At 61.3% G+C, this 17,429-nt stretch carries 12 protein-coding genes; 7 read left to right on the forward strand and 5 right to left on the reverse strand.

The genetic code is table 11. The features are described from left to right. Window positions 1–331: 331 nt before the first annotated feature. The gene (locus tag PY649_RS10265) at window positions 332–1,348 is read left to right on the forward strand and encodes an SPFH domain-containing protein (RefSeq protein WP_285868222.1); all 1,017 of its coding nucleotides are present in this window, start codon (window positions 332–334) and stop codon (window positions 1,346–1,348) included. Between the two features lies 1 nt (window position 1,349). Next, window positions 1,350–1,808 carry an NfeD family protein gene (locus tag PY649_RS10270; RefSeq protein ID WP_285868223.1) on the forward strand — a complete coding sequence of 153 codons (459 nt, stop codon included), beginning with the start codon at window positions 1,350–1,352 and terminating at the stop codon, window positions 1,806–1,808. On the opposite strand, the gene PY649_RS10275 is transcribed toward PY649_RS10270, so the two are convergent. Then, a complete protein-coding gene (locus PY649_RS10275) occupies window positions 1,809–2,804 on the reverse strand; it encodes a KpsF/GutQ family sugar-phosphate isomerase (protein WP_285868224.1) in 996 nt (331 codons plus the stop codon). It lies immediately after the preceding gene. Window positions 2,805–3,001: 197 nt separating this feature from the next. Between PY649_RS10275 and PY649_RS10280 the strand changes: the two genes are divergently transcribed. Next, window positions 3,002–4,528: an outer membrane beta-barrel protein gene (locus PY649_RS10280; protein WP_285868225.1), complete on the forward strand. Its 1,527-nt coding sequence runs from the start codon at window positions 3,002–3,004 to the stop codon at window positions 4,526–4,528. Between the two features lie 51 nt (window positions 4,529–4,579). Here PY649_RS10280 and galU read toward each other — a convergent pair whose 3' ends face one another. Next, window positions 4,580–5,467 carry a UTP--glucose-1-phosphate uridylyltransferase GalU gene (gene galU / locus PY649_RS10285; protein ID WP_285868226.1) on the reverse strand — a complete coding sequence of 296 codons (888 nt, stop codon included), beginning with the start codon at window positions 5,465–5,467 and terminating at the stop codon, window positions 4,580–4,582. A 205-nt stretch (window positions 5,468–5,672) separates the two neighbouring features. Here galU and PY649_RS10290 point away from each other — a divergent pair, with 205 nt between their 5' ends. From PY649_RS10290 to PY649_RS10300, 3 genes are all read left to right on the forward strand, one after another. Then, the gene (locus PY649_RS10290) at window positions 5,673–6,896 is read left to right on the forward strand and encodes a lytic murein transglycosylase (RefSeq protein ID WP_285868227.1); all 1,224 of its coding nucleotides are present in this window, start codon (window positions 5,673–5,675) and stop codon (window positions 6,894–6,896) included. A gap of 88 nt (window positions 6,897–6,984) precedes the next feature. Continuing rightward, complete coding sequence (locus PY649_RS10295; RefSeq protein ID WP_285868228.1) at window positions 6,985–8,178, forward strand: SGNH/GDSL hydrolase family protein; 1,194 nt, start codon at window positions 6,985–6,987, stop codon at window positions 8,176–8,178. A gap of 36 nt (window positions 8,179–8,214) precedes the next feature. After that, window positions 8,215–9,300: a serine hydrolase domain-containing protein gene (locus tag PY649_RS10300; RefSeq protein ID WP_285868230.1), complete on the forward strand. Its 1,086-nt coding sequence runs from the start codon at window positions 8,215–8,217 to the stop codon at window positions 9,298–9,300. 54 nt (window positions 9,301–9,354) lie between these two features. Here PY649_RS10300 and PY649_RS10305 read toward each other — a convergent pair whose 3' ends face one another. From PY649_RS10305 to PY649_RS10315, 3 genes are all read right to left on the reverse strand, one after another. After that, a complete protein-coding gene (locus tag PY649_RS10305) occupies window positions 9,355–10,809 on the reverse strand; it encodes a glutamate synthase subunit beta (RefSeq protein ID WP_285868231.1) in 1,455 nt (484 codons plus the stop codon). A 177-nt stretch (window positions 10,810–10,986) separates the two neighbouring features. Beyond that, entirely contained in the window at window positions 10,987–15,711 is a 4,725-nt protein-coding gene (gene gltB, locus PY649_RS10310) for a glutamate synthase large subunit (protein ID WP_285868232.1), read from the reverse strand. A 155-nt stretch (window positions 15,712–15,866) separates the two neighbouring features. After that, the gene (locus PY649_RS10315; RefSeq protein WP_285868233.1) at window positions 15,867–16,118 is read right to left on the reverse strand and encodes a hypothetical protein; all 252 of its coding nucleotides are present in this window, start codon (window positions 16,116–16,118) and stop codon (window positions 15,867–15,869) included. A 151-nt stretch (window positions 16,119–16,269) separates the two neighbouring features. On the opposite strand from PY649_RS10315, the gene PY649_RS10320 reads away from it, so the two are divergent. Next, a complete protein-coding gene (locus PY649_RS10320; protein WP_285868234.1) occupies window positions 16,270–17,316 on the forward strand; it encodes a threonine aldolase family protein in 1,047 nt (348 codons plus the stop codon). Window positions 17,317–17,429 lie beyond the last annotated feature (113 nt).

A 17,429-nucleotide genomic window follows, 5' to 3' on the forward strand; every position in this document is an offset into this window, starting at 1 on the left:
CCTTAAGGTATGACGATAGATGGTAAGTGCAAGACCTTGCGCGAGATTGAGTATCTCGGCCACCTTCGGCTGAATTTATCCCGCAGACCTGCAGGCGACGGGAGTTGCCCCTTCGGGCCAGGAAGCTGAAGTTTCCGCCCGCATTTTCATGCCGTAAAGCGACGCAAAAGGTCTGGCGGCGCGGCCCATTCCGCCCTTGCCGAGAACATGCTAACCCACCACATCAGATTGACCTGCTGCGCCGCCTATTCACCCGAATGGGCCGATATCGCGGCAGTTCTTTGAAGTGACGTAGACCCTGCGTCGTGCGGGAGCGTCCAGGGAGGATTTTATGGTAATCGGTGGGTTCAGCATCGTTGTGGTTGCCTTGGTTGTCTTGGTCATCCTGGTGCTGTTTGCAGGAATCAAGACCGTGCCGCAGGGATATCGCTACACGGTCCAGCGCTTCGGCCGTTATATGCGCACGCTGGAGCCGGGGCTCAATCTAATCGTGCCCTTCATCGAAACGATCGGCGCGCGCATGAATGTGATGGAACAGGTCCTCGCCGTCCCGACGCAAGAGGTCATCACCAAGGACAATGCCAGCATCGCTGCCGATGCGGTCGCCTTCTTCCAGGTGCTGAATGCGGCTCAGGCTGCCTATCAGATCACCAATCTCGAAACCGCGATCCTCAATCTCACCAAGACGAACATCCGCTCCGTCATGGGCTCGATGGATCTCGACGAATTGCTGTCGAATCGCGACGCCATCAACGAGCGACTGTTACGCGTGGTCGATGAAGCGGCCGAGCCCTGGGGCATCAAGGTGACGCGCGTGGAAATCAAGGACATCCAGCCGCCGAAGGATCTCGTCGATGCCATGGCGCGGCAGATGAAGGCCGAGCGCGAAAAGCGCGCCCAGGTTCTTGAAGCGGAAGGCTTGCGCAACGCACAGATTCTGCGCGCCGAAGGCGCCAAGCAGGCCGCAGTTCTCCAGGCCGAAGGCCAGCGTGAGGCAGCGTTCCGCAATGCCGAGGCCCGCGAACGCCTCGCCGAGGCAGAAGCCAAGGCGACGCGCGTGGTGTCTGAGGCCATTGCGGAGGGCAATGTGCAGGCGATCAATTACTTCATTGCGCAAAAATACACGGAAGCCCTGAGCGCGATCGGCTCCGCCGGCAATTCGAAGATTGTGCTTATGCCGATGGAAGCCAGCTCCATTATCGGTTCACTGGGCGGCATCGGCGCCATCGCCCGCGAAGTCTTCGGCGACAATGGCGATGGCAACGGCGCACCGCAGCCGCCCCGTCCACGGACCGGCCCCGCACGCACCACGCCTTCGATCAATCCTTTGACGCCGAGGGAGAGCTGAGATGTTCGACAATCTCGTCGTCGAACTCGGCCCTTGGAGCTGGTGGCTGGTGGGCCTGGTGCTGCTCGCCGCTGAACTGATCCTGCCGGGCTTCTTCCTGGTGTGGATCGGCTTGGCTGGCATCATCGTCGGCGCTTTGTCGCTGCTTTTCTGGGATAGCACCTTCTGGATCTGGCAGGTGCAAGGACTTGTCTTCGCCGCCACGGCCGTGATCGTCACCCTGCTCGGTCGTCGCTATCTCTATGGCAACAACCGGGCCACCGACGAGCCTTTCCTGAACCAGCGCAGCGCCAGCCTGGTCGGTCGCACAGCAACGCTCGACCAACCGATCACCGAAGGCCGGGGGCGCATTCGCTTGAACGATACCTATTGGACGGTCAACGGACCCGATTTGCCCGTGGGCACCCGCGTAAGAGTTGTTGCCAGCAGCGGCCGCGACCTCACGGTCGAACCCGCCTGATCAGGCGACGCCGATCCGCAGCAGATCGTGGAAGTGGACGATCCCGATAGGCCGCCGAGCGTCGTCGACAACGATCAGCGCCGAGATGTTGTGGCGGTTGAGCAATGCCATCGCGCCGGTCGCCAAGGTCGTTTCCTTCACCGTCTTCGGATTGCGCGTCATCACGTCGTCCACGCACATCTCCGCAAGACTGCTGCCAAGATTGCGGGCAATATCGCCATCGGTCACAATGCCGCAAAGGCACCCGTCATCATCGATCACGCCGACGCAACCGAAGCGCATTTGCGCCAGCGTCATGACGGCTTCGCGCATGCCGGTGCCAAGCTTGACTAGCGGCACGCGATCGTCCTTGTGCATGATATCGGCGACATGGGAGAGGCTGGCGCCGAGCTTGCCGCCGGGATGGAAGGTACGGAAGTCCTCCGCGGTGAAGCCCCGCGCCTCCAACAGCGCCACCGCAAGCGCATCGCCGATCGCAAGCTGCAACAGCGTCGATGTCGTTGGCGCCAGCCCGTGCGGGCAGGCTTCCTGCTCCTTGGGCAGTAACAGGACCACATCCGACTCGCGCGCCAGCGTCGAGGTCTCGCCGGCGGTAATAGCGATCAAGGGGATCGAGAAACGACGGGAATAGCTGATGATGCCGCGCAATTCAGCGCTTTCGCCACTCCAGGACATGGCGACGATGACGTCGTCATGCGTAATCATGCCGAGATCGCCGTGATTGGCCTCGACCGGATGGACGAAGAAAGCCGGCGTTCCCGTGGAGGCAAGAGTGGCCGCAAGCTTATTGCCGATATGGCCACTCTTGCCGACACCAGTGATGATGACGCGGCCGGTGATATCGCCGACGATCTCGACAGCACGGCTGAAGGGCTCCGCCAGACCATTGGTCAGTGCGCGTTCCAGCGACTCCATGCCCCGTCTCTCGGTCTCGATCGTCCGCATTGCGGACTCGATCGCACCGTTCTCGATGAGTCTTACAGCTCTCTTGTTCATTACGGAGGCCTAACGCTTTTCTGCAAATCTGTCCACCGGAGATGAATTTTGTGCAACGGAGATGGCTCGTCGCACCACCAGAGCCAGTTCCATCACCGTGACTCCTTGTAGTCGGTTGGCAAGGAAGCGTTAACTATGGGCCTTTACGGTTGGGTAACGATTTAAGGCATTTCCAGTAAGGTCAGACATAGGATCAAATGGACATTGGCAAGAACAAGGCGGGTGGTTGCTCCCTCCGGCTGACGGCGTGCGCTGCATCCGCTCTGCTGGGGTGGGGCGTGCTCGCCATGCCGATTCATGCGCAATCGCTCGATGCCAGCCAGAACTCCAGCACCAACTCGACAGCCGCTTCGACCGACACAGACAGCCTCGATCTGCCCGGTTTGGACGCCGCGGGCACGACATCCTCCAAATCCAAGGCGGCGAAGTCCGCGAATCAGACCGCGGCAGATACGGCCGCCTCCCCCAATGCCCGCCTCCGGCTCGACGGCATCGACCCGACGACCACTGGCTCCACCCTCGATAACGATCTGCGCCGCGTCAATTTGCGCGAGACCAGCGTCGATGACCTGAAGGCTCGGCAGTATCCGGATCGCGAAGACGTGCAGGGCATACCGCTCGGCACCTTCACCCTGCGCCCTTCCGTCAACCAGTCCTTCAATGTCGAGAGCAACCGCACCGGCTCCACCAACGACGACCGCAGCTTCCTGCAGACCGATCTCCGGAGCACGCTGAAATCGGATTGGGATCGCCATGCCCTGACCATTACCGGCGAGGGTGTTTGGCAGAAAAACCTGAGCGGCAGCGGCGCGGAACAGCCGACTGTCGATATCAACGCCGATCTGCGCCTCGACCTTCCCGCCGATACGACGGCGCATGTCATCGCCGGCTATCAGTTCTTCCGTGAAGACACCAGCGATCCGAACGCCATTGCCGGCGCCTCCAAGCAATCGGCCGTCAACCAGTTCGACGCCGGTGCATCCCTGGAGCGCGATTTCGGCCTGCTGCGCGGCACGACTGCCCTGGCGCTGACTCGCACCATCTATTCCGATGCCACCCTGTCGGACGGAACGCAGGTTACCCTCAGCGACCGCAACCAAACGGCCGGCACCTGGCGCGGGCGTATCGGCTACGAGCTGTCACCCGCCCTGATCCCCTTCCTGGAAGCCGATCTCGGGCGCACCATTTACGACCAGTCGCACGACAGCAACGGCTACGCCCGTTCGAACCAGAGTTACGGCGGCAAAGCGGGCATCGAGCTCGACCTCGGCGAGAAGATGAAGGGCGAGCTGGGCTTCGGCTATCAACACACGGAATTCGACGATTCGCGCCTGGCCTCGATCGATTCGCCGACCGTCGACGGCAATCTCGCGTGGTCGCCGCAGCGCGGCACCGATGTCAGTATCGGTCTCGCAACCAGCGTTCAACCTTCCACGACAGCGGGCGAAAGCGGCTACACCGCCTATCAGCTGACGAGCACATTGAGCCAGGAACTGCGCGACGACCTCACTGCCAAGCTGACCGGCGGCACGATCTGGCGCGACTACCCGTCCGGCAGCACCACATCAGACGAAATCGAATATGACGCCGCATTCGGCTTCACCTGGGGCATCAACCGCTACCTCGATCTGACCAGCAACGTCGGCTACCAGCTGACGTCACGAAAGACGGGTGATGATACGAAACAGCTCCAGGCGGGCGTGGGCTTGACCGTGAAAAGGTAGGGCATCGGCCACCTCTTGCCCCGCAGGCGCGGGGCAAGAGGGATCAGGCCTCTACTTGAGTGCGTCGATCAGCGCCTTGAACCCATCCTCGATGGTCGGACGGATATCCGCGCGGGCAAGCGCGAAGGCGACGTTGGCGAGGATGAAACCATCCTTGGAGCCACAGTCGAAAGTCTGGCCCTGGAAGTGATAACCGGCGAAATCCTGCTCTTGCGCAAGCTTCAACATGCCGTCCGTCAACTGAATCTCATTGCCGGCGCCACGCTCTTGGCTCTCCAAGATATGGAAAATCTCGGGCTGCAGGATATAGCGGCCGTTGATGAAGAAATTTGACGGAGCCTTGCCCTTGGCCGGCTTTTCCACCATTTCGGTGATCCGGAAGCCGTTGCCGACGGTGTCACCGACGCCGACGATGCCGTACTTGTGGGTCTGATCCGGAGCGCATTCCTCGACGGAGATGACGTTGCCGCCGCTATGCTCGTAAAGTTCGATCATGCCCTTCATGCAGCCCTTTTCGGCGCGCATGACCATGTCGGGCAGCAGCAGCGCAAACGGCTCGTCGCCGACGATCTCGCGGGCGCACCAGACGGCATGGCCGAGGCCGAGCGGCTCCTGCTGGCGCGTGAAGCTTGCGGTACCGGCCTTCGGCAGCAGGCCGTTCAGTAGCGAGAGCTCGGCATTCTTGTTGCGCTGACGCAGCGTGTGCTCGAGTTCGAACTGAATGTCGAAATAGTCCTCGATGACATGCTTGCTGCGGCCGGTCACGAACACGAAATGTTCAATACCCGCTTCCATCGCCTCATCGACGACGTACTGGATCACCGGCTTGTCGACGACGGTTAGCATCTCCTTCGGCACGGCTTTCGTCGCGGGCAAGAATCGCGTCCCAAGTCCGGCGACTGGAAATACTGCCTTACGCACCTTCTTATGCTGTCCCACTCATACCTCCTGGGGAATTACGTGGCTTTGCGCCAAAACTGTTTCGAGGGTCAGTAGTATAAAAATGCTACTGTTTCGCAAATGGTGACTGACCCCAGCTTCCATGGTAAAGAATTTGTTGACTTCGTTCTTGTAGTGTCAAGCTTGGGCGAATGCCACGGGCATCGCCACACCGAAATCCAAGTATTGATGGACACGGCTGTTGATGACCCCAAACCGCAAACTCTCCCTTCGTGGTCTCGCTCTGGCGCTCGCGCTCGGTGCCTTTGCGGGACTTGCTCCCCTAAACGCCAATGCGGACCCAGGGTTCCAGAAATGGATCGCGGGCTTCTACGATACCGCGGCTAAAAGCGGCATTACGCAGTCAACCTATCGCAAAGCATTTGCCGGCGTGACGGACCCTGACCCCACGGTCCTCGAAAAAGCTCAGTACCAACCGGAATTCACAACCCCGATCTGGGATTACCTGGATTCCCGCGTCAATCCCTATACCGTTGATATTGGCCGGAAGATGGCGGCCAAATACGGTTCGACACTGCGTACCCTTGAACAGCATTTCGGCGTCGACCGCAACATTGTCCTAGCCATCTGGTCGATGGAATCGAACTACGGCGCGGTATTGGCCAAGGACGAGAAGCTGCATTATGTGCCCCGTGCATTGGCGACCCTTGCCTATGCCGATCCGAAGCGCGCCAACTATGCCAGAAAACAATTGATTGCGGCGCTGAAGATTCTGCAGAGCGGCGATGTGCCGCGCGAAGAGCTCAACGGCTCCTGGGCCGGTGCCATGGGCCATACGCAGTTCATCCCGACCAGCTACCTGCTCTATGCCGTTGATGCCGATGGCAGCGGCCATGCCGACATCTGGAACTCCGTTCCCGATGCGCTGGCAACGACCGCCAATCTGCTGGCGAAGAACGGTTGGAACACGGGCCGCACCTGGGGCTACGAAGTAACCGTACCGCCGGGCGGCAGCGCACAGGCAGGCAAGACTCGTACCCTCGCTCAATGGGCAGCCCTCGGCTTTGTCCGCCCGAACGGCAAGGGCTTCAGCCAGAGCGCCGATCGCGCGCAACTGAAGATGCTGGGCGGACCTAACGGCCCAGGCTTCCTGATGGCCGGCAACTTCTTCACCATCAAGCGCTACAACGCATCCGACAGCTATGCGCTCGCCGTCGGTCTGCTTGCCGATCAGATCGCTGGATACGGTGGCATGCAGCAATCCTGGCCGCGCCCGAGCGGCACACTGGACGTTAAACAGAAATTCGAGCTGCAGAACCGCCTGAAGGAACTCGGCTATTACGACGGCGTCGTCGACGGCAATTTCGGTTCCGGCTCGAAGGCCGCCATTACCGCCGTTCAGCAGCATTTCGGCATGAGCGCCGACGGTGAGCCGTCGCTGAACCTGTTGAAGGCACTGCGCAAATAGGTCGCCACCGTCGACATGAACCCTTGGATATGCTGGACGGCAGAACCGTCTTCATGCGACCATGCGGCAGTGAGCGGAAAAGAGCCCGATGAAAAACCGACCTGCCCGCGCCATCATAGCTGCCGCAAAAGCGATCCTTGCGACGCTTCTAGCCGCCTGTTTTGTACTTGCTTGCCTGTTGACGCCGGCTGAGGCGCAGGAGCAGCGGCCGCGCAGAACATTGCTCGAAATGCTGTTCGGCAGTCGTGAGCCGGACTATCCGGAGCCGCCGCCGCCGAGACGCGCGATTCGGCCACCACCGCGCAAACGGATTGCCCCGCCGCCGCCCCGCCAGGTGGTCGCTCAACCGGAAACGCCGCCGCAGGTGCAAAAGCTGCCTGACGCCAAGTCGATCCTCGTCGTCGGTGATTTCCTGGCAGGCGGCTTGGGTGTCGGGCTCGAGGATGCCTTTTCCACCTCACCCGGCGTCGTCGTCCAGACACACAGCACCGTTGCCTCCGGCCTCGTCCGTCAGGACTATTACAATTGGCCACAGCAGCTGCCCGCCATGCTGGATCAAGTCAAACCGGCCATGGTCGTCGTCATGATCGGCGCCAATGACCGCCAGCAGATGGTCGGTGACGGCCTCAACGAAAAATACGGCACCGACCCTTGGTTCCTCGCCTATGAGGAGCGCATCCAGGAGTTCGGCAAGCTGGTGACGAGCCGGCATATCCCATTGCTCTGGGTCGGCCTGCCGCCGTTCGGCTCCGACCAGATGACGGCGGACGCGGTGAAGCTCAATCAGCTCTATCAGAGCCAGGTCCAAAGCGTCGGCGGCGAGTTCATCGATATCTGGGACGGGTTCACGGATCAGAACGGCCAGTTCATTATCACCGGCTCCGACATCAACGGTCAGCAGGTGCGGCTTAGAACCGCCGACGGCATCAATTTGACGGCAGCAGGCAAGCGCAAGGTCGCCTTCTATGTCGAAAAACCGACGCGCCGGCTGCTTGGCGATCAGGCGAGCCCGGATATCATCCGCCTCGACACCGGCAATCCGCTCTCCGCCGAACAGGCAAACTTGCCGCCGGGGGAGATGGTTACCCGCACTCAGCCGGTGAGTCTCTCCGATCCCAATCTCGACGGCGGCACACAGCTTCTCGGCGGCGCTCCCCCGCGCAATCCCATCACACCGTCACCTCGCGACCTCCTGGTCGAAAAAGGCCAAATGGCTCCAGCGCCGACCGGACGCGTCGACGATTACCGCCTGCCGGCGGCTGCGGCGCCGGCTGCTCCATAACCATCACCGGGCACCAACAAAACAAGGGCAATCCGCATGCTGCAATCGCACGCAGACCTTCATCTACCGGAAGCATCAACGGACGGATGGGAGTCATCCATCCCTGAGGAGCACGGTTTCGACGCGGACAGATTGCGAGGCATCGGCCCGCATTTCGAGGCATGGACAGCGGCAAATGCCCATGCGATCGTGATTGCCCGCCATGGCAAACTGGTCTACGAGCGATATTTCGCCGGCGAGGACAGGGCATGGGCGACTCTGCTTGGCCGCGTGGCCTACCATGCAGGCCTTAGACACGATCTTCGCTCAATCACCAAAAGTGTCACCTCTCTGCTCGTCGGCATCTCAATCGAAAGCGGCTGGATCACCGACCTCGACACGCCGGTTTTCTCCTTCTTTCCTGACCATGCCGATCTCCGGACACCGGAAAAGGACAGAATCACACTCCGCCACCTACTTACGATGTCCGCCGGCTTAGCCTGGAGCGAGGATCTGCCCTACAGCAATCCAGCCAACAGCGAGCGCCGGATGATGGAAGCCGCCGACCCACACCGCTACGTTCTCGAACAACCAGTCGCCAGGCCGGCCGGTGCTGTCTATACCTATAATGGAGGCTTAACCGCTCTGCTCGGCGCCATTCTGCATAGAGTATCGGGTCGGCTGCCGGATCAGCTTGCGAAGGAATATCTCTTCGATCACCTCGGCATCGAAGACGTGGAATGGGTTCGCTACCCGAACGGAACGCCTAATGTGACGTCCGGCTTGCGCATGCGGCCCCGCGATGTCGCCAAGATCGGTCAGTTGGTGTTGAATAGGGGCCGCTGGAACAACACCAGGATCCTTTCACCGGCCTGGATCGATCAGGCCACCTCACCGCAAATCCAGGGAGAAGGCCTGTATTTCTATGGATTCCAGTGGTGGCTAGGACGGTCGCTGATTGACCGGCAAGAGATTGGCTGGGCTGCCGCCGTTGGTTGGGGCGGACAAAGACTCTATGTCATTCCGAGCTTGGACATGACGGCCGTCGTGTTGGCAGGATTATACGACAATCCCATGCTGCAACCGGTCGTCGGAGATACCCTCCTCCGGCGTTTTCTGCTTCCTGCCGCAACGAACCGCTAAACGAAAGGGCTCCGTCGAAGCAGAGCCTCCCTCACTCGATAAAGTCTGGCGCTCTTACCGCGGCAATACCGTCGAGCCCATCAGGGTCTCGTCGATCGCGCGGGCGGCCTGGCGGCCTTCGCGGATGGCCCAGACGACCAGGGACTGGCCGCGGCGGACGTCGCCGGCGGTCCAGAGCTTGTCGACCGAGGTCTTGTAGCTCTTGTCGTCGGCAACGACATTAGTCGAGCCGCGCCTGTCGGTGTTGACCGCCAGCTTGCCGTCGAGCTCCTTCAAGACGCTGTCGGTGAAGGGGCCGCGGAAGCCGATGGCGATGAAAGCGAGATCGGCGCGGATGACGAATTCCGTCCCGGCGATAGGTTGGCGGCGCTCATCCACTTCGCAGCACTTCACACCCGTCAACACACCGTCTTCGCCGATGAATTCCAGCGTTGCGACCTGGAATTCGCGCACGGCGCCTTCGGCCTGCGAAGAGGAGGTGCGCATCTTCGTCGCCCAGAAGGGCCAGACGGCGAGCTTGTCTTCCTTTTCTGGCGGCTGCGGGCGGATGTCGAGTTGGGTCACCTTGACGGCACCCTGACGGAAAGCGGTACCGACACAGTCGGACGCGGTGTCACCGCCGCCGACGACAACGATATGCTTGCCGCCAGCGAGGATCGGATCGGACGGCCAGCCGATGCTATCGATGTTTTCGCGGCCGATGCGGCGATTCTGTTGCACGAGATAGGGCATGGCGTCATGGACGCCGGCAAGTCCGGTGCCGGGAATGCCGGCCTCGCGCGGGGTTTCCGAGCCGCCGCAATAGAGAACCGCGTCGTAATCAGCCAAAAGCTGCTCGACCTTGACGTCAACGCCGACATTGACGCCGCAATGGAAGGTAACGCCCTCGCCCTTCATCTGTTCGACGCGGCGGTCGATGAAGTTCTTCTCCATCTTGAAGTCCGGTATACCGTAGCGCAGAAGCCCGCCGGGCTTCGTCTCGCGCTCGTAGACGTGGACTTCATGGCCGGCACGGCCAAGCTGCTGAGCCGCCGCCATGCCGGCGGGGCCGGAGCCGATGACGGCGACCTTCTTGCCCGTATGGACCGTTGCCGGTTCCGGGCGGATGAAGCCGAGTTCATAAGCCTTGTCGGCTATGGCCTGCTCCACCGTCTTGATCGCGACCGGGGCGTCCTCGAGGTTTAATGTGCAGGCTTCCTCGCAGGGCGCGGGGCAGACACGGCCGGTAAATTCCGGGAAGTTGTTGGTCGAATGCAGGTTGCGGATCGCCTCTTCCCAATTGTTGTTATAGACGAGGTCGTTCCAGTCCGGAATCTGGTTGTGAACCGGGCAGCCCGTCGGGCCGTGGCAATAGGGAATACCACAGTCCATGCAGCGTGCTGCCTGTTTCTGTACTTCCTGGTCCGACATGGGGATCGTGAATTCACGGAAATGCCGGATGCGATCAGACGCCGGCTGATACTTGCCGACCTGCCGGTCGATTTCCAAGAAGCCTGTTACCTTGCCCATGCTTTCGTTTCCTCACTCTAGTAGAGGAGCCGATGGCTCCTGTGCCTGCAGGCAAATCCCGCTGCCTTGTCCGGCACTGTAGTTCAAATTCGATTCCGCTATTCGACAGCTGCGATCGCCTCCCCGGCGATCGCAATCGGACGCGAAACCCTCGAATGGAAGACAAGCCGCCGCGGATTACTCCGCCGCCACGCTCATCCGGCTCCGCTCCATCTCTTCCAGCGCACGACGGTATTCGACCGGCATGACCTTGCGGAATTTCGGACGGTAGTCGGCCCAGTGATCGAGGATTTCCTTTGCCCGTGTCGAGCCGGTGTAGTGGAAATGGTTCGAAATCAGCTGATAGAGGCGCTCCTCATCGTGGCGCGTCATGTCACCTGAGACGTCGACGCGTCCCTTGTGCATGAGGTCGCCGCCGTGATGATGCAGCTTCTCCAGCAATTCATCCTCTTCCGGAACCGGCTCCAGTTCGACCATCGCCATGTTGCAGCGGCGGGCGAAATCGCCCTTTTCGTCGAGCACATAAGCGACGCCGCCCGACATGCCGGCTGCGAAGTTGCGGCCGGTTTCGCCGAGCACGACGACGACACCCCCGGTCATGTATTCGCAGCCATGGTCACCCACGCCTTCGACGATCGCGATCGCACCGGAGTTGCGCACCGCGAAACGCTCGCCGGCGACACCGCGGAAGTAGCATTCGCCTTCGGTCGCGCCGTAGAGCACGGTGTTGCCGACGATGATCGAGTGTTCGGCCGATATCTGCGAGTTTTCCGGCGGACGGACGATGATGCGGCCGCCCGAAAGCCCCTTGCCCACATAGTCGTTGCCGTCACCGACGAGATTGAAGGTGATCCCGCGCGCCAGGAACGCACCGAAGGCCTGGCCGGCGGTGCCTCTCAGCGTGACATGGATGGTGTCGTCCTTCAGGCCGCGGTGACCGTAACGCTTCGCGACGGCACCGGACAGCATAGCGCCGGCCGAACGGTCGACGTTCCTGATGTCGACGTCGAGGGCAACCGGCGTCTTGCTGGCAAGCGCCGGCTCCGCCTTCTCGATCAGCTTACGGTCGAGAATATCGACGATCGGGTGCTTTTGCACGGTCGTCCAATAGGTCTCTTCCTTCGGCGCATCGACCTTGTGGAAGATGCGGCTGAAGTCGAGACCCTTGGCCTTCCAGTGGGCGAGCATATCGTCCTTCTCCAACAACTCCGAAGCGCCGATGATGTCGTCCAGCTTGGCAACGCCAAGCGAGGCGAGGATTTCGCGCACTTCCTCGGCCACGAAGAAGAAGTAGTTGATGACATGCTCCGGCGTGCCCTTGAAGCGCTTGCGCAGAACCGGGTCCTGCGTCGCGACGCCGACCGGACAGGTGTTGAGGTGGCACTTGCGCATCATGACGCAGCCGGCCGCGATCAGCGGCGCGGTGGCGAAGCCGAACTCGTCTGCGCCAAGCAGCGCTCCGACGATGACGTCGCGGCCGGTCTTCAGACCACCGTCCACCTGCAGGGCGACGCGCGAGCGCAACCCGTTCAGCACCAGCGTCTGCTGGGTTTCGGCGAGGCCGATTTCCCAGGGCGAACCGGCATGCTTCAGTGAGGTCAGCGGCGATGCGCCGGTGCCGCCGTCGAAGCCTGCAACGGTGATGTGGTCGGCGCGCGCCTTGGCGACGCCGGCGGCGACCGTGCCGACCCCGACTTCCGAGACGAGCTTGACCGAGACATCCGAGGTCGGGTTGACGTTTTTCAGGTCGAAGATCAGCTGCGCCAGATCTTCGATCGAGTAGATGTCGTGGTGCGGCGGCGGCGAGATCAGACCGACGCCCGGCGTCGAATGCCGGGTCTTGGCGACGGTGGCGTCGACCTTATGGCCGGGCAGCTGCCCGCCTTCGCCGGGCTTGGCACCCTGCGCCACCTTGATCTGCAGCACGTCGGCATTGACCAGATATTCGGCGGTCACGCCGAAGCGGCCGGAGGCGATCTGCTTGATCGCCGAGCGTTCCGGATTCGGCGAGCCGTCGAACAGCGGCATGTAACGATCGGCCTCTTCGCCACCCTCGCCGGTGTTCGACTTGCCGCCGATCCGGTTCATGGCGATGGCGAGCGTCGTATGCGCCTCGCGGCTGATCGAGCCGAAGGACATGGCGCCCGTCGAAAAGCGCTTGACGATATCGGCGGCAGGTTCGACCTCGTCGACCGAAATCGGCTTGCGGCCGAGCGTTTCCGCGCCCTTGATCTTGAAGAGGCCGCGGATGGTGTTCATCCGGAGCGCCGACTGGTTGACCATCTCCGAGAATTCGCGATAGCGATCCACGGCATTGCCGCGCACGGCATGTTGAAGTGCGGCGACGGCATCCGGCGTCCAGGCGTGGCTCTCGCCGCGCATGCGGTAGGCATATTCGCCGCCGATGTCGAGCGTGCTCGCCAGGATCGGGTCACGGCCAAAGGCCGACTTGTGACGGGCGACGGTTTCCTCGGCGATGGTTTCGAGGCCGATGCCTTCGATCATCGTCGCCGTGCCGAAGAAATATTGATCGACCAATTCCTGCTGCAAGCCGATCGCATCGAAGATCTGCGCGCCGCAATAGGACTGATAGGTCGAGATGCCCATCTTCGACATGACCTTGAGGATGCCTTTGCCGACCGCCTTGATATAGCGGTAGACGACTTCGCTCGCGTCGACTTCCTTCGGGAATTCGCCGCGCTGGTGCATGTCGAGCAGCGTGTCGAAGGCGAGATAGGGGTTGATTGCCTCGGCGCCATAGCCGGCAAGCAGGCAGAAATGGTGCACTTCGCGCGGCTCGCCGGTTTCGACGACGATACCGACCGAGGTGCGCAGCCCCTTGCGGATCAGGTGGTGGTGCACGGCGGCGGTCGCCAGCAGCGCCGGGATCGCGATGCGGTCAGGCCCGATCTGGCGGTCGGAGAGCACGATGATGTTGTAGCCGCCGCGAACGGCCGCTTCGGCGCGCTCGCAGAGACGGTCGAGCATTTCCGGCATGCCTTCGGCGCCACGTTCGACATCATAGGTGAAGTCGAGCGTCTTGGTATCGAAGCGGTCTTCCGTGTGACCGATAGAGCGGATCTTTTCGAGATCCCCGTTGGTCAGGATCGGCTGGCGCACTTCCAAGCGCTTGGCGTTGGCCATGCCGGTATGGTCGAGCAGGTTCGGTCGCGGGCCGATGAAGGAGACGAGGCTCATCACCAGCTCCTCGCGGATCGGGTCGATCGGCGGGTTGGTGACCTGCGCGAAATTCTGCTTGAAATAGGTGTAGAGTAGCTTCGGTTTGTCGGACATGGCCGAGATCGGCGTATCCGTGCCCATGGAGCCAATCGCCTCCTGCCCCGTCGTTGCCATCGGCGACATCAGGATCTTGGTGTCTTCCAGCGTGTAGCCGAAAGCCTGCTGGCGATCGAGCAGCGACACGTCGCGACGCAGCGCCCGCGGTTCCACCGGCTTCAAGTCTTCGAGGATCAACTGCGTACGGTCGAGCCAGCTGCGGTAAGGATGCTTGGTAGCAAGCTCGGACTTCACCTCGTCGTCGGAGATGATCCGGCCCTTTTCCATATCGATGAGCAGCATCTTGCCCGGCTGCAGGCGCCACTTCTGGATGATCTTTTCTTCCTCGACCGGCAGAACGCCAGCTTCGGACGCCATGATGACGCGATCGTCGTTGGTGACGAGATAGCGGGCCGGACGCAGGCCGTTGCGATCCAGCGTCGCGCCGATCTGCTTGCCGTCCGTGAAGGCGACAGCTGCCGGACCATCCCACGGCTCCATCAGGGCGGCATGGTACTCGTAGAACGCCTTGCGTTCCGGCGCCATCAGCTGGTTGCCGGCCCAGGCTTCGGGGATCAGCATCATCACGGCATGCGCCATGGAATAGCCGCCGCGCACGAGGAATTCGAGCGCGTTGTCGAAGCAGGCGGTATCCGACTGTCCCTCGTAGGAGATCGGCCAGAGCTTGGAGATGTCGTCGCCAAACAGCGGTGAAGATACCGATGCCTGGCGCGCCGCCATCCAGTTGACGTTGCCGCGCAGCGTGTTGATTTCGCCGTTATGGGCAACCATGCGGTAGGGATGCGCCAGCTTCCATGACGGGAAAGTGTTGGTCGAAAAGCGCTGGTGCACGAGCGCAACCGCCGATTCGAAACGCGGATCGGACAGGTCCTTGTAGTAGGCGCCGACCTGATAGGCGAGGAACATGCCCTTGTAGACCACGGTCGAACTCGACAGCGAGACCGGGTAGAAGTTGCTCTCTTCGCCCTCATATTCCGCATAGATGCGGTTGGAGATCACCTTGCGCAGGGTGAACAGGCGGCGCTCGAACTCCTCGTTGGTGCCGGCATCTCGGCCGGCGCCGATGAAGACCTGAACATGATGCGGCTCAGTGGCGGCAATGTCAGGCGCCTTCGACAGCGAAGAATTGTCGACCGGAACGTCGCGGAAGCCGAGCAGAACCTGGCCTTCTTCGGCAACTACCTGCTTGATGGCGGTCTTGAAGTGTTCGATCAGCGCCTCATCGCGCGGCAGGAAGAAATGACCGACGCCGTATTCGCCTGCCTTCGGCAGGATAACGCCCTGCAAGGCCATTTCCTCACGGAAGAAACGGTCTGGAATCTGCACGAGAATGCCGGCGCCATCGCCCATCAGCGGATCGGCACCGACAGCACCGCGATGCGTCAGGTTTTCGAGGATGAATAGGCCATCCCGCACGATCTGATGCGACTTCTGACCCTTCATATGCGCGACAAAGCCGACGCCGCAGGCATCATGTTCGTTGCGCGGATCGTAGAGGCCCTGTTTCAGCGGGATGCCGACAGCGCGTTTCGACGTTTTGGCCGTAGCGGCAGCATTGGCTGCAGCGGTCTGGTCAAAAGTCATGAACGTCGTCCTGTTCGTCATCGTCTTCCCTCCGGTAAGGCCCGCGTCGCGGGCGATCCTTCGTCCCGCGCCGTCCCATTATCGGGTCCGACGCGCGACAGCGCTGTTGCATTGTGAAGATCGGCCGCAGACCATGCCCCTTCGGTGGAGCTCGTCGTCAGCGTTCCGCGCCTTGCTTATTCGACCGCCGCCCCACCTGGTAGCCCGATGGCGTGCTCGCGATAACTATAGCCCGAAATCCCGATATCGTCAGGACCCTCTAGCGCATCTTCGGCCTTGGTGGCCAAAATAGGACAGCAACCCTGTCCTAATTCATCAGCTCTATGCCAGAAAGCGATGGGTTTCGCAAGAGCAAAACGGCAAAATATCGTTAACGGACGACGGAAGATTGCCAATGCTTCGAAATTCGAGCAAGAAAGTTTCGCCACGTCGCATCATTTTGTTTGTTGATTGCGTAGATCAATTTCTGTGATGGGTCCTTCAGCACAGCACTCTTGATCCCCTGCGGCATTGGATTAATGTCCGGCGGACCTCAGTTAACCCTCCCACAAATCCCATAGTTTCAGTTGGTACATACCCATGTTCTTTGCTTCCGATAATTGGGCCGGCGCCCATTCCAAGATCGCCGAACGTCTGCTCGCCGAATCCGGCGGTTTTGCCGCAGCCTACGGCACGAGCGATCTCGACCGGAAGGTCGAAGCCAAGTTCGCCGAAATCTTCGAGCGTGAAGTAGCCGTCTTTTTCGTTGCGACCGGCACAGCCGCGAATTCCCTGTCGCTCGCCAGCGTCCAGAAGCCCGGCGGCATCAGCTTCTGTCACGCAGAGGCGCATGTGGCCGAGGACGAGTGCGGCGCGCCGGATTTTTTCAGCGGCGCGCGGCTGGCGACGGTGGATGGCGCTGCCGGCAAGATCGACCCGAAGGCGCTCGCCACCAAGGTTGCCCGCTTCCCGCAGGACGCCGTGCATCACGGCCGCGCGGCGGCGGTGACCATCACCCAGGCGACGGAAATCGGCACGGTCTATTCGCTCGCTGAAATCGACGCTATCGCCTCGATCAGCAAGGCAAACGGCCTGCCGTTGCATATGGATGGCGCCCGCTTCGCCAATGCGCTGGTCGCACTTGGCGTCAGCCCGGCGGAAATGACCTGGAAGCGCGGCGTCGACATTCTTTCCTTCGGCGGCACCAAGAACGGCTGCTGGTGTGCGGAGGCGATCGTCTTCTTCAATCCGGCGCAGGCGAAGGAAATGCATTTCATCCGTAAACGCGCCGCCCAGCTTTTCTCCAAGTCGCGCTTCATTGCTGCCCAGTTCGATGGCTATTTCGAAGGTGGTCTCTGGCTCGACCTTGCCCGCCATTCCAACCACATGGCCGATCGCCTGCGCGCCGGCATCGAGCAGGCCGCTACCGCGCACCTGGCCTGGCCGACGGCATCGAACGAAGTCTTTGCGATCATTTCGAAATCGGCTGCCAAGACCGCCGAGGACAAGGGTGCAAAGTTCTACGAATGGCCGATCCCGGAATCGCAGCCCGATCTGGTGAGCGAGAACGAGACCCTGATCCGCCTTGTCACCAGCTTTGCCACGACCGATGACGATGTCACCGGCTTCCTGGCTTGCCTCGCCTGATTTTCGGATAAAAAGGAGCGCCGTAATGGCCCGATTGGGACATACGCGGCGCTCAACTCCTCATTTGGAGGGCTAGTTTTCCGTTTGGTGCATAAATAGGGCGGAGCGTGAAA

The organism is Rhizobium mayense (genome assembly GCF_030272705.1).
Lineage (GTDB): Bacteria > Pseudomonadota > Alphaproteobacteria > Rhizobiales > Rhizobiaceae > Rhizobium > Rhizobium mayense.

Coding starts and splice junctions, on each gene's coding strand:
- PY649_RS10300 (WP_285868230.1), top strand. CDS start 8,215: ATGCTGCAATCGCACGCAGACCTTCATCTACCGGAAGCATCAACGGAC.
- PY649_RS10305 (WP_285868231.1), bottom strand. CDS start 10,809: ATGGGCAAGGTAACAGGCTTCTTGGAAATCGACCGGCAGGTCGGCAAG.
- PY649_RS10295 (WP_285868228.1), top strand. CDS start 6,985: ATGAAAAACCGACCTGCCCGCGCCATCATAGCTGCCGCAAAAGCGATC.
- gltB (WP_285868232.1), bottom strand. CDS start 15,711: ATGACGAACAGGACGACGTTCATGACTTTTGACCAGACCGCTGCAGCC.
- PY649_RS10275 (WP_285868224.1), bottom strand. CDS start 2,804: ATGAACAAGAGAGCTGTAAGACTCATCGAGAACGGTGCGATCGAGTCC.
- PY649_RS10290 (WP_285868227.1), top strand. CDS start 5,673: ATGACCCCAAACCGCAAACTCTCCCTTCGTGGTCTCGCTCTGGCGCTC.
- PY649_RS10265 (WP_285868222.1), top strand. CDS start 332: ATGGTAATCGGTGGGTTCAGCATCGTTGTGGTTGCCTTGGTTGTCTTG.
- PY649_RS10270 (WP_285868223.1), top strand. CDS start 1,350: ATGTTCGACAATCTCGTCGTCGAACTCGGCCCTTGGAGCTGGTGGCTG.
- PY649_RS10280 (WP_285868225.1), top strand. CDS start 3,002: ATGGACATTGGCAAGAACAAGGCGGGTGGTTGCTCCCTCCGGCTGACG.
- PY649_RS10320 (WP_285868234.1), top strand. CDS start 16,270: ATGTTCTTTGCTTCCGATAATTGGGCCGGCGCCCATTCCAAGATCGCC.